19 protein-coding genes and 2 tRNA genes are annotated in these 20,258 nt (G+C 55.5%); 2 read left to right on the forward strand and 19 right to left on the reverse strand.

Annotated elements, in window-relative coordinates; genetic code table 11:
- Positions 1–96: 96 nt before the first annotated feature.
- The 5 genes from HMPREF2884_RS02600 to HMPREF2884_RS02625 form a co-directional block, all read right to left on the reverse strand.
- Positions 97–540 (reverse strand): hypothetical protein, encoded by a 444-nt coding sequence (locus HMPREF2884_RS02600; protein WP_070615360.1) that lies wholly within the window; start codon positions 538–540, stop codon positions 97–99.
- Between the two features lie 663 nt (positions 541–1,203).
- Complete coding sequence (locus tag HMPREF2884_RS09100) at positions 1,204–1,641, reverse strand: hypothetical protein (protein ID WP_070674494.1); 438 nt, start codon at positions 1,639–1,641, stop codon at positions 1,204–1,206.
- Positions 1,642–1,819: 178 nt separating this feature from the next.
- Positions 1,820–2,440 (reverse strand): DUF4190 domain-containing protein, encoded by a 621-nt coding sequence (locus HMPREF2884_RS02615; protein WP_005507579.1) that lies wholly within the window; start codon positions 2,438–2,440, stop codon positions 1,820–1,822.
- Between the two features lie 222 nt (positions 2,441–2,662).
- Entirely contained in the window at positions 2,663–3,022 is a 360-nt protein-coding gene (locus HMPREF2884_RS02620; RefSeq protein WP_070593200.1) for a DUF4190 domain-containing protein, read from the reverse strand.
- Between the two features lie 271 nt (positions 3,023–3,293).
- The gene (locus HMPREF2884_RS02625; protein ID WP_141753489.1) at positions 3,294–3,731 is read right to left on the reverse strand and encodes a hypothetical protein; all 438 of its coding nucleotides are present in this window, start codon (positions 3,729–3,731) and stop codon (positions 3,294–3,296) included.
- Between the two features lie 258 nt (positions 3,732–3,989).
- Here HMPREF2884_RS02625 and HMPREF2884_RS02630 point away from each other — a divergent pair.
- A tRNA-Ser gene (locus HMPREF2884_RS02630) sits at positions 3,990–4,081 on the forward strand.
- Positions 4,082–4,174: 93 nt separating this feature from the next.
- Here the strand turns inward: HMPREF2884_RS02630 and HMPREF2884_RS02635 are convergent.
- From HMPREF2884_RS02635 to HMPREF2884_RS02675, 9 genes are all read right to left on the reverse strand, one after another.
- The gene (locus tag HMPREF2884_RS02635; protein WP_012902807.1) at positions 4,175–4,720 is read right to left on the reverse strand and encodes a SixA phosphatase family protein; all 546 of its coding nucleotides are present in this window, start codon (positions 4,718–4,720) and stop codon (positions 4,175–4,177) included.
- A 151-nt stretch (positions 4,721–4,871) separates the two neighbouring features.
- On the reverse strand, positions 4,872–5,624 hold the full coding sequence (locus tag HMPREF2884_RS02640) for a winged helix-turn-helix domain-containing protein (RefSeq protein WP_070615368.1): 753 nt from the start codon (positions 5,622–5,624) through the stop codon (positions 4,872–4,874).
- 579 nt (positions 5,625–6,203) lie between these two features.
- The gene (gene upp, locus HMPREF2884_RS02645) at positions 6,204–6,842 is read right to left on the reverse strand and encodes a uracil phosphoribosyltransferase (RefSeq protein WP_005504417.1); all 639 of its coding nucleotides are present in this window, start codon (positions 6,840–6,842) and stop codon (positions 6,204–6,206) included.
- A gap of 185 nt (positions 6,843–7,027) precedes the next feature.
- Positions 7,028–7,114 (reverse strand) — tRNA-Ser (locus tag HMPREF2884_RS02650).
- Between the two features lie 167 nt (positions 7,115–7,281).
- Positions 7,282–7,902 (reverse strand): TetR/AcrR family transcriptional regulator, encoded by a 621-nt coding sequence (locus HMPREF2884_RS02655; RefSeq protein ID WP_005504416.1) that lies wholly within the window; start codon positions 7,900–7,902, stop codon positions 7,282–7,284.
- Between the two features lie 80 nt (positions 7,903–7,982).
- Positions 7,983–10,589 (reverse strand): YhgE/Pip domain-containing protein, encoded by a 2,607-nt coding sequence (locus tag HMPREF2884_RS02660; RefSeq protein WP_070615370.1) that lies wholly within the window; start codon positions 10,587–10,589, stop codon positions 7,983–7,985.
- Positions 10,590–10,591: 2 nt separating this feature from the next.
- Positions 10,592–11,311 carry an ABC transporter ATP-binding protein gene (locus HMPREF2884_RS02665; RefSeq protein ID WP_070615374.1) on the reverse strand — a complete coding sequence of 240 codons (720 nt, stop codon included), beginning with the start codon at positions 11,309–11,311 and terminating at the stop codon, positions 10,592–10,594.
- Between the two features lie 299 nt (positions 11,312–11,610).
- On the reverse strand, positions 11,611–12,138 hold the full coding sequence (locus HMPREF2884_RS02670; protein ID WP_070615377.1) for a nucleoside deaminase: 528 nt from the start codon (positions 12,136–12,138) through the stop codon (positions 11,611–11,613).
- Between the two features lie 41 nt (positions 12,139–12,179).
- Entirely contained in the window at positions 12,180–14,339 is a 2,160-nt protein-coding gene (locus HMPREF2884_RS02675) for a RecQ family ATP-dependent DNA helicase (RefSeq protein WP_070615380.1), read from the reverse strand.
- A gap of 337 nt (positions 14,340–14,676) precedes the next feature.
- Here HMPREF2884_RS02675 and HMPREF2884_RS02680 point away from each other — a divergent pair, with 337 nt between their 5' ends.
- Complete coding sequence (locus tag HMPREF2884_RS02680) at positions 14,677–15,333, forward strand: DedA family protein (RefSeq protein ID WP_005507588.1); 657 nt, start codon at positions 14,677–14,679, stop codon at positions 15,331–15,333.
- Between the two features lie 132 nt (positions 15,334–15,465).
- Here the strand turns inward: HMPREF2884_RS02680 and HMPREF2884_RS02685 are convergent, their stop codons facing one another.
- The 5 genes from HMPREF2884_RS02685 to HMPREF2884_RS02705 form a co-directional block, all read right to left on the reverse strand.
- A complete protein-coding gene (locus HMPREF2884_RS02685) occupies positions 15,466–16,068 on the reverse strand; it encodes a hypothetical protein (RefSeq protein ID WP_070615383.1) in 603 nt (200 codons plus the stop codon).
- Between the two features lie 132 nt (positions 16,069–16,200).
- A complete protein-coding gene (locus HMPREF2884_RS02690) occupies positions 16,201–16,863 on the reverse strand; it encodes a hypothetical protein (protein ID WP_141753490.1) in 663 nt (220 codons plus the stop codon).
- Positions 16,864–17,244: 381 nt separating this feature from the next.
- Positions 17,245–17,775: a hypothetical protein gene (locus tag HMPREF2884_RS02695; RefSeq protein WP_141753491.1), complete on the reverse strand. Its 531-nt coding sequence runs from the start codon at positions 17,773–17,775 to the stop codon at positions 17,245–17,247.
- Positions 17,776–17,784: 9 nt separating this feature from the next.
- Complete coding sequence (locus HMPREF2884_RS02700; protein WP_246827909.1) at positions 17,785–18,627, reverse strand: multidrug ABC transporter permease; 843 nt, start codon at positions 18,625–18,627, stop codon at positions 17,785–17,787.
- Between the two features lie 89 nt (positions 18,628–18,716).
- The gene (locus tag HMPREF2884_RS02705) at positions 18,717–20,231 is read right to left on the reverse strand and encodes an ABC transporter permease (protein WP_246827910.1); all 1,515 of its coding nucleotides are present in this window, start codon (positions 20,229–20,231) and stop codon (positions 18,717–18,719) included.
- Between the last annotated feature and the right edge of the window lie 27 nt (positions 20,232–20,258).

A 20,258-nucleotide genomic window follows, 5' to 3' on the forward strand; every position in this document is an offset into this window, starting at 1 on the left:
GGTAGCTGCGACATCGCATCCACAACCTTTCAATACCGGGTGTTAAGTGTCTAGCGACTCGAGAGAGCATCTGGGCTCACTATCGAGCCGGCGTCGTTAGTTGATGCCTGACAAGGCGTTCACAATCAGCATGATGAGGGCGGCGATACCGATGAAAATGCATAGCCCCAGCCCGTTGAGGATCAGGCCACTGCTGGCACGCGTACCGCGCCGCCTCGCCGCGAACCCCTGCCAGATACCCAGGATGTTCAGGATTGGGGCAAGGATAGCTACCTGCAGAGCACTTTCTTCAAGACCTTGGACAAGACACCAGAACCCTAGAAAGAAAGACAGCGGGCTGAGGAAGCCAAAAAGTAGGGAGAGGTTCGCTGCTCTTTTACCCGCCGCTTGATCTGAGAACTCATCCAGAGACTCATTTGCGGGCAGTAGCTGCTCGTCAGATGTATCCGGGCTAGGCAGCTCGTTGTTATCTTCCTGGTAGAGCTTGGCGTATTCGGGGTTGTAATCGAAGGCTTCAATGTTTTGGGGTAGCTGCGACATCGCATCCACAACCTTTCAGAATCTACACGCGTTAGTTGAATACCTCAGCCTGGTGCTTCGCAAAAACCTATTCGGCATTGAACCACGCCCACACAATCAGTACGTACCCAAGGACAAACACAGCGATAGCTATCCAGCTCAGGATTCGACCCGCAAGAGAAACTACGCCGTAACTATCCGCTTCCTTAGCTTTCTGTAGACCAAGGACACTCAAGATGACAGTGGGGATACCGAAAAACCACGAACCCAACACCAAGATGTTGATGAGGCTGAGCACACCAAAAGTGAGTGAAAGTTGGGAGGCTCGCTCCCCTAGATTAGTCGCTGTTTTCCCACCGCTCTGTATCATAGGGGGCTCTTCAATATCAGCACCCTGTTTGTGGCGATGAGGTTTCGAGCGCAGACCAGCTGCTGGGTCGGAATACGGGCCTAGGATTGGATCCTGCATCGTTGCATCATAACCTTTCAATACCGGGTGTTAAGCCCACCCTATGCTTTCCCCGCCGAGAGAACAAGCATGTCGAGCCGATTCCACAAAACATACGGCATACACACAGCAAAGCCCCGCTCCTCGCATTGAGGAACAGGGCTCTTTACATATCACATACGAAAGACCATGAATTCGACTCTCGGCCATCCAAACTTCCTAAGCCGGTTACGACACTATCCTTTCAAGGTGAAAACAAGCATTAACAGGGCAATAGCCGCCAGGACTGATAGGGCGATGGGCAGAATCACACCAATCCAGCTGAGGATATGCCCCGCCTTTGCCGGTACGCCGTGACATTCCGCGTCTCGTGCAGACAAGATTCCCAGGATGCCCAGAATAAAAGATCCGAGGAGGGTGTAGGGCAGCAAGAACGTCAAGAGGATAAGCACCACGCTGATGATGCCAAAGGTCAATGACCGTTGAGCCAACTTACGCCCTTCTTCCAGGATGCCCACAGGTCCGACAATATTCCTCGGGTAGCTCGGGTAAAACTGACGTGTAGGTAGTGGTTGGTTACCCGGGGCGGATTGCCCATTGTTATTTCCCGGGTGGAGCTTGGCGTATTCGGGATTGTCATCAAAAACTTCATTATTTTGGGGTAGCTGCGACATCGCATCCACAACCTTTCACGTACCGACACAGATGCTAAACCCACCCTAGACCTTCCCCCGCGCGGGAACAAGCATGTCAGGACCAATCCACGAGATATACGGCATATACACAGCAAAGCCCCGTTCCTCGTATTGAGGAGCGGGGCTTTTGCGTACCCTCCAATGAGGGTGAAAGTGTTTAGAAGAATGCCAGTATCTGCACAGTCTCCACGAGACTAGAATTTGCGGCAGAATCAGAAAGAGCCAGCATAATCGCCAGCAGAAGACCTCCGCCGAAAAGCACCAGGAACATGCCACCAATGGCTACGCTAATCCAGTTCAAGATACGACCAGCTGAAGCAGCCACACCATAACGCTCTGCCTCATTAGCCTTGAGAATACCGATAACACCCAGAATCAGGGAAGGCAGACCAAACAGCCACCAGCTGAGAGTCACTATACACGCCAAGCTGATAATACCCAGCACCGTGGAAGTCTGAGCTGCCTTCTCACCGGCAAGCTGCTCGGGGGTCTTCTGCAAAAAGCCCACAGGAACCATCATGGGCTGACCGTACTGGTCGGGCTGCTGGTACTGCTGACCGTACGGGTCATACTGATTCTGACCATACGAGTCTTGACCGTACGAATTCTGACCGTACTGGTCATAAGAATACTGATCGTAGGAGCTCTGCCCGTACTGGCCATACTGACCGTACTGAGTGTTCTGCCCGTACTGAGTGTTCTGGTTGTACTGCTCGTTCAGACGGTTGTAGTCCGGGTTGTAGTCGTAGGGGTCTGAACCCCGAGGATTCTGAGACACGGCATCTCACTTTCGTACGGCTGGTGTGCGTTAAACCTAATTCACCCTAACCCATGAATGGAACGGGTACAACTACATCCGCTATCCAAGCCCCCACAATGCACCGCAATGCATTAGCTAGCCGCTCTAACGGATATGCAAAAGCCCGCGGACACACAGGGCGCTCGCGGGCTTTCTGTAGCCAATCTCCATGGAGGATGCTGGCTAAAACGCTATAAGGTCCTAGCCCAGGTTCTTGAGAGCACCCAGCGCGACAACAATAATGCTCAGGACCAGAGCAGTACCACCGATAATGGAACCAGTCAGTGCCAGACCACGGGACTGCAGCTCAGGGACACGCAGAGACGCCAAACCAAAAGCCAGGCCCAGTGCGCTGAAAAGCGGGCTTAGAAGGACCAGACCAATAGCGCCAAATACAATAGCGAGAATCGACAGAATCTTCGCCCTCTTCATCTGAGCCTGCTGCTCGGGGGTCGGGACCGGCTGACCGTACGGAGCCTGCTGACCATACTGGGGTGCCTGCTGGCTGAACTGGGGGTCCTGGTTGAACTGGGGCTGGGGGTTGTTGGGGTTTTCAGACATGATTTCTCGCTTTGCTGAGTGATGAGGTGCCTCTGATGTGCTGTATCGGAAGATAAAACGTCAGAGATGCCCTCTATTTATCGGTTGGGACTCATGCAGTGTACCGAACATGCTTATGAACCTCAAAGCCCCTAGCCCATAGTCCACGACGAAAAACCCGCGTCAGGTGACCATAAAAACTGCTACAGCTAAGCAGGCGGACACGCAAAAGCCCGCGGACACACGGGGCGCTCGCGGACTTTCTCTGACCAGTAGCTATGAACGATATTGTCTAAACATGCATCATGACCAGAATCAATAGCAGCATCTCGAAAGGCACAGTCAGGATACCAAGCAACATATTCATAACTCCCAACGCAACACCAGCCACACGCATATGACCGCGGTGGCGTGAAGCAATCGCTAGAACCCAGCCCGTAAGACCCAGAAGAAGGGAAGCGCCTCCGCCCGTCAAATAATTCAGCACAAAAACACTAATCAGCCCAAGAACACCGATAATGACCGAGGCCATCGCAATAATCCAGCCCTGAGTGTGTGTGTTCTCCTGTTCGGGAAGAACATACACCGGCTGCGCAAACTGCGCAGGATGCACCGCAGACTGCGCAACCTGCTGACTATTGAAAGCCGGGTTATTCACAGAGGAGGGAGCACCCTGAGGAGGCTGAGTCTTCTGAGGAGCTTGGGGCATCTGAGGAACGGTGGTAGTCACGGATGGGGGCCTTTCTATCTGGACTGCAATGTCGCTTCTACCCTCAAAACTACATCACCTAAATACCTCAAACACCTAAATTCAGGGTATTTAAAGGTTAAACGGCTCTATTCACACGTTTCTCGCAGGTAAAGAAATCACGATCGCGAAGAAACTAACACCACCCCACCCGCATATATCTCTCGCACCTCACAGGTCGAATTGACCAAGCGCAAAACAGCCTATATTCTTATAGGGATGCGCTCACAAGCGCACCGTGGAGACGTGCCAGAGCGGCCGAATGGACTTCACTGCTAATGAAGGGTCGGGGTTAAACTCGACCGGGGGTTCAAATCCCCCCGTCTCCGCCACAAAAAGCCCCGTACCGGTTGGTACGGGGCTTTTGCTTTACCCATTTCATTCAGGCACGAAGCCTAGAAGCTCTTGGGCTAGAAGTTTCAGGACTAGAAGCTCTTGAAATCCACGAGGCGCGCATCCGCACCATCCAGCAGAGCCCACTCCCCCGGCACCTCAAACACCGCAATAGAAGAGGGCGGGAAACCGTAATACACATCCATGGACGCATTCGGGTCAGAATCAGGGCTCATCAGGCGCTGCGCGGCATCCTGTACACCGGGCAGATGCGACACTACCATCAGAGAATGAACATTCTCCGAAACGCTGTTGATGCGCGCAATAATGCGGGACGCAGACACCTCGTACAGCCCCTCATCCAGATGAGCGGTAGGCGCCTTCGCCCCCAAACCATCCGAAACCCAAGTCGTCGTCTGACGAGTACGCAAAGCCGATGACGACATAATCTGCTCCGGAATATAACCGCGAGCCGCCAGCCAAGCGCCAGCAGCGGCAGCCTGCTCATGACCACGCTTCGTCAGCGGACGATCAAAATCATTCAGACCCCAATCAGCCTCCGCATGGCGCATAATAATCAGACGCTTGACCCCGCTGCGGTACGAGCCAGATGCAGTGTTGGAAGAATTTTCAGCCATACACCCATTCTATCTAGAGGGCGCCGGAACATGCCGCACACCGCCACAGCACGCACACTAACACCCCCAGGCGGGCACAAGTAAACCCCGGCGCACCGGCATCACGCCAGCACACCGGGGTGCACTCTACAGAAGCTAAATTCTGTACACGCTAAATCGAGTATTCCGGAGCAGCCCAGACAACAACCTCGGGGTGCTCAAAGAAGCGGTAACCCTGACCGCGCACCGTACGCACGGTACCCGACAGGCGACCCAGCTTCGAACGCAGACGACGAATATGCACGTCAATCGTACGCTCATGCGGATGCTCGTCACCGGAGCTCCACAGCGCCTTCAGCAGCTCCTCACGACCCACGGTGCGGGAAGAGTTCTCCACCAGGTGTGCCAGCAGCTCGAATTCCTTGAAGGTCAGCATGAGCGGCTCACCATCCAGGAACACCTCGCGGCGCGCCAGGTCAATCAGCACACCCGAAGAGTGGCTATTCGTGGTCTCTGCTTCGCGGGCGACATGCGCCTCCGGGTGCATATACATTGCGGTCGGATCGCCGAGCGCATTACGTACCACCTCAAGGTCGCTACCCTCAGCATTCACTGGAGCCAACGCCACAGCGGCGTACGACTCCGACTCGGGAGCCAGGTGGTGTGCATAAGTGCGCAGATCCTGAACGATACGCACCAGGGAGGTGCCGTTCGCTGCAGCAAGTTCCTCGTTCAAACCAACATAGAGCACGAAGCCGCGTGCTTCATTTTCCTGAGCCTGCTTATGGGCAGAGTCACCGGCTGAGAAAGTCATCGGACGCAACGTTGCGGCCTGCGCAGCGGGACGCTGAGGCTGCACGACCTGGCGCTTAGCGGCGCGGCCGCGCTGGGAGATGTGGACATATCCAGGTACAGCGCCTGACATGGTTCAACCTTCTCTCAAAGTCTGTGTACGGGATCCCTGTCGTACGTAGTGTGGGGTGCGCCGGAAGTGACGCCGAGTCAAACAGTCCCCAATACCTGTTCGAGCTTCAATCCTCTTACTTAATATTTCTCCTATTTGACGGATAAATCAAGCGGATTCAGCATAGTGGATTCATCTTTATGGGCGAGAGGAGTACAATACCCCCTCTCGCGTTTTGGGGTTTCAGGGGCTACCTGAAGCTTTCAGTATTTTTTTCCCTTATAAATATTCATAGCTTCTTTTATTTACTGGTTTCACCCTGTATTTTCATGTGAAGCTGTGAATATGCTCAATATATTTTAAGCCCCTCAAAGCACTATAGTGTTCCTCATCACATATTATCAAGGGTGTTTCATAAACCCACACAAGCGCCCAACAACACCATAAACACCCAAGACAGCAGACCGTTAGACACACATCCCTCAACACCACACCATATGACCTGCACACGGCCTCCAGCAGACACAACAAAGCGCCCCCGCACATGCTTAAACATATGCAGAGGCGCCCCACTCACATCACGTGAATAACGCTGAAAAACTACTCAGCCAGACCGTACAGGCGGTCACCAGCATCGCCCAGACCCGGAATAATGTACGCCTTCTCGTTCAGACGCTCATCACGAGCAGCCAGGAACAGGTCAACATTCTCCATACCCTCAATGCCCTTCTCCAGAGCAGCAATGCCCTCAGGAGCAGCAATCAGGCACACGCAAGTCACAGACTCAGCACCACGCTCACGCAGGAACTTAATGGCCTCAATCAGAGTGCCACCGGTAGCCAGCATCGGATCCAGCAGGTACACCTGACGACCAGTCAGATCCTCCGGCAGACGCTCAGCATAAGTCACAATATCCAGGGTCTCCTCATTACGAGCCATACCCAGGAAGCCCACCTCAGCGGTCGGCACCATGCGAGTCATACCCTCAAGCATGCCCAGACCAGCACGCAGAATCGGAACAACCAGCGGCTTAGGATCAGCAATACGAACACCGGTAGTAGTCGCCACCGGAGTCACAACCTCAACCTCTTCCACACGAATCTCGCGAGTCGCCTCATAGGCAAGAAGGGTCACCAGCTCATCAACCAGCTGACGGAAAATCGGGGACGGGGTGTTCTTATCACGCAGAACACTAATCTTGTGAGAGACCAGCGGGTGGTCAAGAATCTTAATACGCATAATACGATTTTACCCACCCCCAAATCAGCAAGCACCGGCAAAGCCCCGGAAGTGGCACACAACCTATAAAACGAGGCGAAGTACCCCCGCACAAACACCCACCAACACACCCGCCAGCAGCACCCCAGAACAATCCAGGCATGCAAAAACCCGCCGAGACGAATCTCGACGGGTTTTCGTTGGTGCGGTGGTGGAGGGATTTGAACCCCCGTTGGCTTTTACACCAAACATCATTTCGAGTGATGCACCTTCGGCCGCTCGGACACACCACCAACAGTGGAAAACTATAGCACACCCCCAACAGGAGGGCAAGAATGAGCCTACATATCGTGCGCGTACGGCAGCCGGGTGTCGCCCCTTTCACGGCCCCTTTCACCGTGCCCTTTTCGACACCCGACACCGAAGTCCCGGCTACGTCTACAGACCCTAACAGGTCCGCCTAATGACGGATATACCCATCTACAACCAGCATGACAGCACGCGTTGCATCCTCAGCATTGCGCTCCGCCTGATGCACTTCACGATCCATAGCAAACATGTAAATCGCGCCGAACATAGAGATCGCAATCGCACGAGGATTCTGAGCGGTATCAACCGTATAGCGGCGAGCCACAGCCTCCGTCATCTCCTCCAAAAAATCCAGAAGATTCAGACGGTTATCGCTCATCGCCTCAGTCCAACCATCCGCACCCTTCCACGCCTCCGAAAGCCACATCCGAGTAAAACCCGGACGGTCCTCAAGATACTGGAACGCGGCGCGAACAGCACTCCGCAACGCCTCACGCGGATCAGAATGAACCGACGCCGCGCGACGCGCATCGCTCAGCAGCAACTGCGTGCCGTACTGAACCAGCTGATCCACCATGGTCTTCTTAGAACCGAAGTTGTAATACACGGTTCCCTTAGAAACACCCGCCCGGGCAGCCACCTCTTCAACAGTGGCGTACTCAAGCCCCTTTTCGGTCATGATTTCCATAGCAGCGTTGAACAACTTCAACTGAGTTCTACCTGTACGGCCGGGACGACGACTTGAAGCTTCAGCGACTGGGCGCTGCAACATCAGCAGTCCTCCCTCCCTTTTTGCAGATATATCTCTATTTTATTAGACAGTTTTCCCCCGGTGCGACCAAACAGGGTTTGTTACACCGTAATCTCCGGAGCCAGCTTCTTCAGCGACCACGTACGATCACGACGCGTGCCAATGTAACCCAACATCAGACCAGCCAGACCCCACAGAGTCAAAACCAGCATGATGCCCCACAGGCTCGACTCATTAATGCCATACGCCAAACGACGCGTACCCGCCACCGCATAACCCATCGGGAAGAAATCATGCATCCAACGAATCGACTCAGGCAAAGTCTCATACGGCATCGTGCCGCCCGCAGTAATCAGCTGCAGAATCAGAATGACCAAAGCAACAAGCTTGCCCGGCGCACCCAAAATCACCGTCAGACCGTGAATGAAGCCGGTAAAGACCAAAGCCACATAGCAGAGGAACAGCCACACCAGCCACGGATGAGCCATCTCAAAGCCCAAACCAAACTTAATCGCGGCAAACATCAAAGTCGCCTGAGCAATACCCACCAGGCCGAACGGCATCCAGCTACCGAGCATCACACGAATCGACGGAGCATGCGAAGCCAACGCACGGTTATTCATCACGCGCAACGTCTGAACCAGCATCAAGCCGCCAATCCACAACGCCAAGCACATGAAGAACGGGCCCATGCCCTCACCATAGTTACGGCCCGACGCCAAGGAATCATGCGACAAAGTCACCGGGTTCGACATCGTATCCGCAACCTTCGCCTGATCAGTCGGAGCAAGGCTCGGAACCTGCTTAACACCAGAAGCCAGGCCGCTCTCCAACGACGAAGTACCATCCTTCAACTCGGAAGCACCATCATTCAGCTGAGTAGAACCATCAGACAGCTTCGCCGTACCGTCAGAAAGCTGCGACGCACCATCCTTCAGCTCATTCGCACCATCAGCCAACTTCTGCTGACCCTCAACCGCAGACTGCTCTTTCTCCGCCAGAGTACCGCTACCATCCTTCAGCTCGGCAGTACCGCTCTTCAAAGAATCGGTACCCTCCTTCAGCTCAGAAGCACCACCCGACAGAGTCGCAGAACCACTCGCAAGGCTCGAAGCACCCGAAGCAATCTTAGAATTACCATCAGCCAGGCTCGCCGAACCTGACGCCAACGAGGACGCGCCAGCATCCACACGAGCGGCGCCATCAGCTACCGACGAAGCGCCCTTGGCAAGCGAAGACGCACCGGAATCCAGCGAATCCACGCCAGCAACCAAAGTCTGAATCTTCACCGCAGTCGACGACGAACCATCAGAAATACAATGGCTCGACTTCAATGCGCTCAGCTTCGACAGGGCATCAGCAGCGGCAGCATCACGAGTAGCCAGGTGCGACTGCAGAGCCTTCTGATTCAGCTCAGCAACCTCATTCTTCGTCTCCTCAGAATCAACAGCAGCCACCAGCTGATCAGCCTGCTCCTGAGTCAACGTACCCGCCTCAACCAACGGCGCCAACTGAGCACGCATCTTCTGTGCAGTCGCAGACACCACAGTATTCGACAAGTCACGACCAAAATCACCACTACCAGCAGACGTATCCGTCTCATGCAGGCGCGTGCACATCGCATTCAGCTCAGCCGGCAACTCACGAATACCCGCCTGATCCATGCCAGTACGCATCTGATGAATACCCGACGCCAAATCATTAGCGCCCTTCGCAACCGCCGCCGAACCACTCTTCAAGCTCGCGGTACCCTCAGCCAGAGTCGCCGAACCGTCCTTCAACTTCGCCGCACCATCAGAAGCAGACGCCGCAGCCGAAGCCAAAGTCGACGAACCATCCTTCAAGCTCAAAGCACCATCGGCAAGCTTCGACGCACCAGAATCCAGCTTCGCCGCGCCAGAATCCAAAGTCGACACACCATCAGCAAGCTTCGCGGCACCCTCCGCCAACTGCTTCTGACCATCCAACAACTGGGACTGACCATCAGCCAAGGAGGAGGTGCCATCCTTCAGCTTCACGGCACCATCATTCACCGTGGCAGTGCCGTCCTTCAGCTGAGTGATAGCATCCGCCAGCTTCACCGTGCCGCTATTCACCTTCGACGCACCATCAGCAGCCTCACCCATCTTCGAATGAATAGTCGTGAAGCTAGCCAACAGCGAATTCGCCGTAGAATTACCGACCTTCTCAGCCACCGAATCACGCACCGCAGTGCCCGCCTTCGTGACAATATTCGTCAGCACATAGTTGTTCGCGTCATTCGTAATGACCTCAATACCCGCCGAACGCGCATCAATAGTGCCCGTCTTACCGTCAGCATCAGGCTTGAACGAACCGGCACTCTGCAAATTACGGGAGAAGTCCTTCGGAATCACCATCGCAAAGTCATAGGTGCCGTTCTCCACGCCCTCAACAGCCTCAGTGCGAGTCTGCACCTGACGCCAATCAAACGTGCCAGCGTCTAGAAGGTTCTTCTTCACGTCCGCACCGGTATTCACCTGCTGACCCTCAGAATCCGTCGCGCCTTCATCCTCAACCACCAGGGCACCCACAATGCCATTCACATGGCCGTAAGCATCCCAGTTGCCGTACAGGTACAGGGCGCCGTACAGCAGCGGAATACAGGACATCGCGATGAGCACCAGAACCGGCAAAACACCGCTGGTCAGGCGCTTAAGCTCAACAAGAGCCACACGCAGAACAGTCATTCTTACTCCTTCTCAGCGTTTTCGCCATGTTCGGGGGAATCATTGGAGGGTTCAATCTCGCCCTCAACAGGAGCCGGCACGTTTTCCTCAGGGACACGACCGACCACAGCACGCGCACCATGCCACGATTCAGAAATATGCGGAACAACAGCCACAACCGTGCGAGGGTGGTCCTCATCGGCGGCAAGCTCCTCCAGGTACGGAAGCCACATGTACGTGTGGTTCAGGTGTCGGGAAGGAGTATCGAAAACCAGCAGGTCAGAGGGGCTATGCTGAGCCAAAGCAGCCATCAGCTCAATATTCATCTCGCCACTAATCTCATCCATCCACAGGCTGTCCAGCTCCTCAAGACCGCGCTCGGCCAACCAGCGGCTCGCACGGGAACGACCAAAAATTGGCAGGTTATAGGAGAGCATCTCCGACACATAATCGTGCACGCGCATATGCTGCTCAGGAGCAGTCACATCAGGAGAGTCCACCACGCTGCTGAGAGCACGCAGACGCTTCATCGAAATACGGCGAGGCTCATCATCGCCCTTGCTCCAGCTAATCGTTCCGCCGGACAGGGGAAGGCGACCAGTCAGCGCCAACGCGAGAGAGGTACGCTCCAACTGGCTATCCGCCTGAACGATAATGACTTCACCCTCGCCCACTGAGAAGGTGGTGCGGTCAAAAAGCGGAGTGTGGCGCCCTTTTGCCCAAATATTGTCAACGCTTAACACGGTTAGATCCCCTCAGAGAATGGATGGTTCGGGTGAGTTTCTGGGAGTCATCCGCGGGCACCGCGCGGGGTGTAGAACGTCAGGCGCGGGCAGGCGGAGGCTCCAATGCCTATATATGGTAGACCCGGTTATGTGTGATGTGGTGGGCTTTTCTTGAAAAACAGGGGTCATTTTTGAAATTTTTGAAGCATTTTTCAAATAAATCGGGTTTTTCGTACAAATAACACGAAAAGCCACGCAATCTCTGCGCGGCTTTTCGCGTTATACAAACCATCTTTAGGGGTGAGGCCTAGGGCAGGTCAGAGGCGGCGTTCCTTAAAGCAGTCCACCATCAGCTGCGCACACTCATCAGCACGCACCCCCGCATACACCTCGGGAGCGGGAGCAACCCTACCGTCACGCAGTACATCGTAACGACTGCCAGCAGCCCCCGTCTTCTCCTCCCAAGCACCAAAAACCACCGTCGAAACGCGCGACGCCAGGATTGTGCCGGCACACATCAGGCACGGCTCAACCGTCACCACGAGCGTGCACCCGTCCAGGCGCCACTGACCACGATGCGCCGCCGCCTGACGAATCGCGTTCACCTCCGCATGGGCACTGGGATCATGCTCCCGCTCGCGGGTATTGCCTGCCGAACCAATAATGGCACCCTGCTCATCCACCACCACAGCACCGATAGGAATCTCGCCACGCTCACCTGCAGCGGCACCCTCGGCGAGGGCGCGGACCATCCACTCGCTGTGTTCGGGGCGAGCGGGAATATCGCTGAGCACAGCGGAAGAACCGTCTGTGACCGTCAATTTTGAATATTCCGAATATGACATACAACCTCGTCAGGGGAATAAATAAACGTTAATAGGCGCAACTAGTGGGTAGTAGCCAAAGAGAAAGGATACACCGCAGAAGCACCCGCCAGCCGCAGCTCACGCGCCACAACCGTAAATGCCCACCGCGAATCAACCACATCAGACACCAGCAGAACAGGGCACCGATGCTCACTCACATAGTCCAGAACCTCTGCAGGTACCCGGTACGAGCGCAGCACATCCGCACAGCGAAACGCGCTATTACCGCCAAAGAAACGCGGCTCCCCCACCAGAGACACCCGGCCCAAATCCACCAGACGACCCACCGACGCCAATCCCCTACCCAGGGACTGAGCCAAACGAGGACGCACCGGCGACGGCAGAGTCAACACCGCCACCGGACGACCCGCCTCAGACCACTCCCAAGCGGCAAGCACCTTCACGCAGGCGCGCCCCAGCTCGGCAGGGGCCTCAGAATCAACCGGTTCACCCAGTTCATTCGTCGCCAGAAGCTCACGCAGACGAGTACCGTACCCCATGTCGCTCAGACGCGCCAAAGCGTAACCGGATTCAGCCTGCTCGTCCTTAGACAAACGACCGCGCGGCGCATCCGCACCCATCAGCTGGTCCAGCCCGCTCGGCCACATGCGGCGCGGTTGCAGGGGCACGCCCACCGTATTGAAGCTGCTCTGTGCCGCCTGCTGCGCCTCAGCGGGAACTTCAACCGGGTACCAGGGGCCCGCGCACACATCGCAACGGCCGCAAGCAGTCGCGGAAGCATCATCAAGCTGCTGAGCTAGGAAAAGCATACGGCACTGACTAGTACGTTCATACTCGAGCATGGCGTTCTGCTCCGCCACACGAGCCTGCGCCACCGCCGCGTAACGGGCACTATCGTACTGCCACGGCGAAGAAGTTCGGTGCCAATAGTTGCCTTCCTTCACGGCGGCACCCTCAACGTCCAGCACCTTCAGCAGAAGCTCCAGGGTGGAGCGGCGCAACTGAACGCGCGCCTCCAACGCAGTAATACTCAACCCATCCGGGGACTGGGCGAGGGCATCCAACACCGCCAGCGCCTGCTCCTCGTTAGGCATGGAGGCGGTCGCAAAATACTCCCAAATGGCGCGGTCTTCACGACCGGGCAGGAGCAGAACATCAGCGTTGACGGCACCTCGTCCGGCGCGGCCAATCTGCTGGTAGTAGCTCACCGCAGACGACGGCGCACCCAGGTGCACAACAAAACCCAAATCAGGCTTATCAAAACCCATACCGAGGGCACTCGTCGCAACAAGGGCCTTCACCCTGTTTTCCTTGAGTGCCTGCTCTGCAACCAGCCGCTCATCCGGGTCAGTTTTACCGGTGTAGGCGAGCACCTCGTAGCCGCTGGCACGCAGAGCATTTGCGGTATCTTCTGCCGCAGAGACAGTCAACGTGTAGATAATGCCCGAACCGGGCAGGCTGTTCAGGTGCGTGAGCAGCCAACCGATGCGTTGCGCCTCATGGGGCAGGGTCAGAACACCCAGGCGCAGGGACTTGCGGGACAGCGGACCACGCAGCACATGTACAGGTGCGGTGGTATCAGTGCTGAGCTGTTCGGCGATATCGCGGCTAACGCGGTCATTCGCGGTTGCGGTAGTCGCCAGCACCGGCACGCCCACCGGCAGAGATCTAATGAGCGAACCAATACGGCGGTAGTCGGGGCGGAAGTCATGGCCCCAGTCAGAAATACAGTGCGCCTCATCAATAACGAGTAGCCCCAGGCGCGGCAGCAGGTACGGTAGCCACTGCTCGCGGAACGCCGCGTTATTGAGGCGTTCGGGGCCCACCAGGAGTACGTCGAGCTCGTTAGCTTCGAGGCGGGTGCGGATTTCATCCCATTCGGTGACGTTCGCGGAGTTCACCATGGCGGCGCGCACTCCCGCGCGGGATGCCGCCTCGACCTGATCACGCATGAGGGAAAGCAACGGGGAGACAATAAGAGCCGGGCCCATACCGCGGGCACGCAACAGCAGGGAAGAAATGAAGTAGACCGCGGACTTACCCCAGCCGGTACGCTGCACGACGAGGGTGCGGGCGCGGTCGGCTACGAGGGCGCGAATCGCCTCGTACTGGCCGTCGTGGAACTCGGCATCAGCGACGCCGGTGAGGCGGCGCAACACTTCGCGGGCTTCAGTGTGCAGGAGATCGGTGGGGCTGGAAGCTGGCTGTTCGGGGTTCATGGTTCTCTCCAACAGTGGGTGGTTGGGTCAATCGCTACGCCGCGACGCGCCGTGCTCTCTTTCCATCATGTCACACCCCGTATCCTCCGGCTCTGCGGATGGTCATTTCTTGGGGAGGCGTGCGAGCGTCGCGTCACCTCCGGCTGTTTAGCCGAGATGGTGGGGAGATTTACGCCTCGCTCACCCGTGCGTCCGGCGTAAATGCCGGTAGAATTGTGCCAGTAATACACAGCCTCCGCATAGTTTTGCACAATGTTCACCATAGGTACGCTTTCTATGCTGGTGTTACTCCGCCGCCGATCCGTGCGTGCGGTCCACTCACAGTTCAGGATTTTTCATGACTTTTCTTGCCACCGCTTTGGCGCATCTTCCGGTTGCGCTCTTGGGCCTCGACCTTGAGCAGTTCCTGCTCGATACCGGCCCCTGGGTTCTGGTTGTTTCGGCAATTATCGTATTTATTGAGTCCGGTGTTCTTTTCCCGGTTCTTCCGGGTGACTCCCTGATTTTTGCTCTGGGTATGCTGCATGAGCAGATGGGCCTGTCCCTGTGGGTTGCATTCCCGGTCCTGGTGCTGGTTGCCATTGCTGGCGCTGAGGTTGGCTACCAGATTGGTGCCCGTTACGGCCGTAAGATCTTCAAGGATGACGCGAAGATTCTGAGCACCAAGAACCTGCACACTACTGAGGAGTTCTTCCAGAAGCGCGGTAGTTTGGCTCTGGTTCTGGGTCGTTTCGTGCCGATTGTTCGTACTTTTGTGTCTCTTGCGGCTGGTATTTCTTCGTACGACCGTAAGAAGTTCCACCTGTGGAATATCGTTGGTGCGGTTGCGTGGATTGGTTTGATTGGTCTGGCGGGTGTGCTGCTGGGCGGTATCCCGTTCGTGCACAACAACATTGAGTACATTGCTGTGATTATTGTGGCGGTTTCTGTGGTACCGGTTATTATCGAGTACCTGCGTGGCCGTTCGAAGGCGAAGCAGGAATCTGCTGAGTAATACGTGAGTCCTTCTCGGCTCCTGAGCCGGGGATGAGAAAAGGTGGGGATACCGTCTGGTATCCCCACCTTTTTGCGTTCTCTCAAACCCGGTGGAGGTGATGCCCCGGAAGCCAGCTACACCTCCGCGAGGTTACTTTACGCACATGCTTCGAAGGTCCTCGTGAGCTTTGAAGTACTGCAATACCTGCGGTTGAGCCAGAAGAATAATGATGGCAATATGCAAGACAACATCAAGTGCGGTCCTGCCTAGAGCCAGCACAAAGAAGACATTAGGATCTCCATAGTGGTATGCGCCTGCTAGCCCAATCACTTCTAGGACGGGTACACCAATCTGACTCAAAAGAGGAAGCAACAGCAAGCCCAATAGGTTAAGGACAAGGTATAGCGCACAGTCAACGATGACCAGTATGTGCGCCCAACGGGCTCCTTGCCAGAGCTGCCAGATGACGAGCCCGCCGATAGCGGTAAAGCCAATCCATGAAAGACCAGCGAATTCCACACCACGCCAGGCCATCACGTACAGGGATGATAGGGCGCCCAATACCATCACAGCGATTGCGCAACCCATCGCCGCACGCAGGGCGACAGGCTGCGAAGGGACGTAAACGACTCCGTAGGAGCCCGGCATGCTGTATGAAGGAGCGGGTGTGCCCGGAACCGGAAAGTTCGGTGCTGCGGCGTTAGGCTGAGGTGCCGGGTCAACAGTCGACGAGTTGGGGGCATTGTTTAACATCGTTTTTCTTTCTTGTATGTGCCCTACGCTGATGCGTAAGCCGGTGATTGTTCAGGTGATTGTTCAAACTTGGCAGGCTCATGCGAAACCTGCCTCAAGAGGCGGGCGGGGTTGCGCCCCGGTTAGTTATGTTTAACGCACGCCCATACGTCGCAGGTCTCCACGTATATGGATATACCGCCCCACCTGCGGCTGGCAGAGAAGAACAATAAAGAAGATACGGATGATGAAATCAAAGGCGAGCTTCACATACATACCCTCAAGGGTCATAAACGGACCAAAAAACATAAACCTGAACGCTTGCGAATTATAGTCATTGCTCAGGAAGAATCGGGAAGAGCCAGCTACAACCAAAATATCCAGAAGCATACGCAGTGCGCCCTCGATAATAATCACCACTCGCGCCCACTCATAACCCTCATTGAGGTACCAGGCAGAGACTACTCCAAGCACAATAGGGAGAATCATCGTAAGCCCCATGGTTGCGCCTGCCAGTACATACGCAAACATAAACTCTAGACCCACAAGAGGCTGCAAGGGGTACGTAGCCAGAAGCAAGACCACGCAAATGCTTACCATCCAAATAGCAATAGGGCGCGGGGGAAGATTGATAGCGCGCTGGACACCCGGAACACCATACACGGGGCGGGCATCTGCAGGAACCGGAAGATTGGATGCCGTTGCGGCGGGTGCCGCGAAGTTCGGTGCCGGAAAGTTCGCTGCTGCGGCGTTAGGTTGAGCTGCCTGCGGTGCCAGCGTGCCCGCGGAGGCACCGGAAGTATTGTTAAACATCATTGTTCTTTCTCTCGTATGCTCGCACTGTGGTGCGTCAGTCGGTGATTGTTGTGCTCGTATAGGTAGATTTGTCTTAAACGTACCTAAAAGAGTTATTTGATGTAGTTAGCTGAGAGAATAATACTTTTTCAGTATAGGGTAAGCTCTTCGAGCCTAGTAACGTTTTTATACGAAGCCTGGAACCTTTTAGGTAACTCAAAGGGTTTTACCAGCTAAAAGATTTCGATATTTAACGCAAAAGGGTGGAGATACCGTCTGGTATCCCCACCCTTTCGCATTCTCTCAAGCCCAGCAGAAGAGGCACAGAAATTTACCGCCCCCAAGCTCTGTTTGATGCTCACGCATCGGGCTCTATCACCGCCTTCTCACGTCAACAGGCCTTTAGTATGAGCCAGCCGCGTACGTGTATCGGCGCATACCTGGAGTGAACAGCAATACCGCTATCACCGCATGGCAGACAGTAGGCAGATTTACCAACGCAAGAACAAAGATGAAGTGCGCCAGCTCGGCGCCGCTCAGCGCCTGCACATCAACAGAGTTGAAGAGTATGACGGAACCAAAAATAGAAAAAAGACCGCCCAGCGCACCGAGAACACTCAAAATAATACTGACGATACGCGCCCAATTACGCCTCAGCCAGAGGAACAACAGGGCAATGAGGGTCACCGCATCCATCAGGATAATTTTGACCAGCGCAGGGATCGTTACTTGCACCAGCGCCTCTGAATTCATGGAGGTGTGGTTCGATTCCAAAGCACTCACAGTAGACTGGGTTGCCCCAATCAGAATAACTAGCGCGGTAAGCACCGTTACCCATATCAGAGCAGCGGGGCGGCCGTTAGAATGCGGCTGATACGGCTGGTTCTGCTGATAGTGCGGGGCTAGCCCCGGAGATCCATATTCTGACATCATTGTTCCTTTCTATGTTCCCCATCCCGCGCTACGGTGCGGGGGTCGAGGGGTGTTCTCCCCTGATGAGGTGCGTTCGCCGTCCTCATCATCAGCGAAAAGCTCTCGAAGTTCCGCCGGCACCTGACCGGCAGCCTGTCTCGTCTCAGACATCATCTGCTGGCGTTCTAGCGCACGTGCTCCGCTAACAACTTGTGTGTACGTCCTAATAGGAGCACGAGTCAGCAGCACAATCATGAGGATATGAAGGACAATCATAAGAGTGCCGCTAACGGTATCTACCAGGTAAGAGGCTGAAGACGAAGACCCGCCTATCGCCCTGGAGGAATACCTTGAGTCCGTGAAACTATTCGCAAAAATAAACACACCGTTAGCCGCTGCAAAAGCATTGCCGATGATGGTAAGAATGCGCGCCCACTCACGGCCATCCCAGACTTTCCAGAGGATAAAAATCGGGATGATGGAGGCGAAGAGGGTAAACGCCAGCATAGAGAAGAGAGTTCTCACCACCATCTCAAAATCGATATACGACTGCCATGGGAGCATGACCCTTAGAAAATTGCTAAGGGTCCCCAACGCAATCATGGCGGTTGCACACCATATGACGCTGCGCATAGCCTGCGGGCGCTTCGGAATTACCTGCTCGGCGGAGACAGTCGCGGTGTAGTCGGCGGTCGCCTCCCGATAGCCGGTAGTGGCGTGCTCGGGGGCGCTGTCGCCGGGTGCGTTGTCCTCTGCCGCACTACTCTCCACCGTGCTATTTTCAGCCTCGTCGGAGGGCAACAGCACGCTGTACTCGGGAACCGTGTACTCCGGATCGTTCAACGGCTGCTTTGGGGTGCGTTCTGACATCATTGTTCCTTTCTTCTCTTCGCTCCCCGCCCCGCACGCTGTAGCGCAGGGCGGGTGCAGAAGAGTCTCCCCATGAGGAGGGGCAGCACACCCTAGTTGAGGCGGTAGCCTTCCTCGGTGTACACGGAAGTATCCTTATAGCCGCGCTGTTCGCTACGGGAGTTCTTCCGCGCATCCGTGCGGCGGGTCATCTTGTACTGCTGCGCGGCCGCTTCTTCAGCCCGTCGGTTAGCTTCCTTCTCTTCCCAACGCGTCTGCTCTTCTTCTAGGTGAGCACGCGTTTCTGCGTCCTGATGCACAACAATCCAACCGTCACCAGCGTTCACCTGTTCGCGTGCGTTCAAGCGCGCCAATCGCGCAGCAGCCACATACGACCTGGTGGAACGGCTGATAAGCAGCACAACAATCACCAGATAGAAAGCCGTGAGAAAAGCTCCCATAATGTCACTCACCACGATGGAAACTACGTAGTCTCTGGGTCGTGACGTTAACGATTCATCCGCCAGTCTGGAGAAATAATCAGCCGAGATGAAAGACTGCAAATGCAGCGCCCCAACAAAAACTATAAAAGCGCTACCGAAGAGGGTGAGGAAGTACGCCCATCTACGGCCCTTCCACAATCGGCGAAGGACGAAAATCGGTATGAGAGAGAAGATGAAGGTAGCAAATATACCTGAAATGATGATGCCCGGCATCATTTCCATAACGCGATCTGGCACCTCGTTATGGATAGATACATAGATACGTTGGATTGCGGACAGAATAATAATCGCTGTAGCGCACCACATGACGCCGCGTAGCGCCTTCGGGCGCGGTGGGAGCACCACCTCAGGGGCGGCAGGGGTGGTAGTCGCGGTAGATCCAGCAGTAGCCTTCTCATCCCCGTGTGCTTGCTCCTGGGGCTTACCCGACTCACCAGCGGAGGCGCCGCCAAGATTAGGCTTTACACCCGCCTTCTGGGCACGCTGAACCTGCTGTATTTCATCCAACAGGCGGTTCTTCTCCGCCGGATCATTCGAGAGCGCATAATCGGCAGAAAGCTCACGCAACAGCTGCTCGGTAGAGTCCTTGACCGGACCTTCTTCCTTCTCAAGCTGACGAAGAACATCCTCGCGAGTCAGCTCTTCTTCATCCTCAGCACCCGAGGTGCTTTCCTCGATAGCCCTCATCTGTTTCCGAATCACCGCAAAGCTCGGAACCGCACCCACAGCCGGGCGGGTCAGCAGAAACATGAGAACAGCGCTACCCGCCATAATGACCGCAACCAGAACCTGCGTCACGATAGACGAAGCGGCGGCAGGATGCGATGCCGGATCCAGAGCAGTGAACGCAGGGAAAAGTACCTGAGCCATACCAAAAACACCGGCGAAAGAAAGCACACCACTCACACAGCACAGCAGCAGGTACAGCATCATCAGACGGCGCGGATTAATGTACCCGTCTTTGACCCAATCCAGAACGATCCAGAGGAACGGCACCACCAAGATGGCGTCAGGCAGAACTTTCGGCAGGGCATAACTAAGGAACGAGCCGATGTTCACACTACGACCCGCAGTAACGAGAATCTGGTACGCATCCAGGAGGAAATACACCAGGATGAGCGTCATACCGATGGAATAGGCTTTACCAAGAAT

This window comes from Rothia sp. HMSC073B08 (genome assembly GCF_001812975.1).
GTDB classification, from domain to species: Bacteria; Actinomycetota; Actinomycetes; order Actinomycetales; family Micrococcaceae; genus Rothia; species Rothia mucilaginosa.

Bases quoted from the DNA above. Each gene is read 5' to 3' on its own strand.
- HMPREF2884_RS02635 (WP_012902807.1), bottom strand. From the start codon at position 4,720: ATGGCTGAAAATTCTTCCAACACTGCATCTGGCTCGTACCGCAGCGGG.
- HMPREF2884_RS02675 (WP_070615380.1), bottom strand. From the start codon at position 14,339: ATGAACCCCGAACAGCCAGCTTCCAGCCCCACCGATCTCCTGCACACT.
- HMPREF2884_RS02600 (WP_070615360.1), bottom strand. From the start codon at position 540: ATGTCGCAGCTACCCCAAAACATTGAAGCCTTCGATTACAACCCCGAA.
- HMPREF2884_RS02685 (WP_070615383.1), bottom strand. From the start codon at position 16,068: ATGTTAAACAATGCCCCCAACTCGTCGACTGTTGACCCGGCACCTCAG.
- HMPREF2884_RS02690 (WP_141753490.1), bottom strand. From the start codon at position 16,863: ATGATGTTTAACAATACTTCCGGTGCCTCCGCGGGCACGCTGGCACCG.
- upp (WP_005504417.1), bottom strand. From the start codon at position 6,842: ATGCGTATTAAGATTCTTGACCACCCGCTGGTCTCTCACAAGATTAGT.
- HMPREF2884_RS02620 (WP_070593200.1), bottom strand. From the start codon at position 3,022: ATGTCTGAAAACCCCAACAACCCCCAGCCCCAGTTCAACCAGGACCCC.
- HMPREF2884_RS02705 (WP_246827910.1), bottom strand. From the start codon at position 20,231: ATGACGCTCATCCTGGTGTATTTCCTCCTGGATGCGTACCAGATTCTC.
- HMPREF2884_RS09100 (WP_070674494.1), bottom strand. From the start codon at position 1,641: ATGTCGCAGCTACCCCAAAATAATGAAGTTTTTGATGACAATCCCGAA.
- HMPREF2884_RS02670 (WP_070615377.1), bottom strand. From the start codon at position 12,138: ATGTCATATTCGGAATATTCAAAATTGACGGTCACAGACGGTTCTTCC.
- HMPREF2884_RS02695 (WP_141753491.1), bottom strand. From the start codon at position 17,775: ATGATGTCAGAATATGGATCTCCGGGGCTAGCCCCGCACTATCAGCAG.
- HMPREF2884_RS02655 (WP_005504416.1), bottom strand. From the start codon at position 7,902: ATGTTGCAGCGCCCAGTCGCTGAAGCTTCAAGTCGTCGTCCCGGCCGT.
- HMPREF2884_RS02700 (WP_246827909.1), bottom strand. From the start codon at position 18,627: ATGATGTCAGAACGCACCCCAAAGCAGCCGTTGAACGATCCGGAGTAC.
- HMPREF2884_RS02660 (WP_070615370.1), bottom strand. From the start codon at position 10,589: ATGACTGTTCTGCGTGTGGCTCTTGTTGAGCTTAAGCGCCTGACCAGC.
- HMPREF2884_RS02640 (WP_070615368.1), bottom strand. From the start codon at position 5,624: ATGTCAGGCGCTGTACCTGGATATGTCCACATCTCCCAGCGCGGCCGC.
- HMPREF2884_RS02680 (WP_005507588.1), top strand. From the start codon at position 14,677: ATGACTTTTCTTGCCACCGCTTTGGCGCATCTTCCGGTTGCGCTCTTG.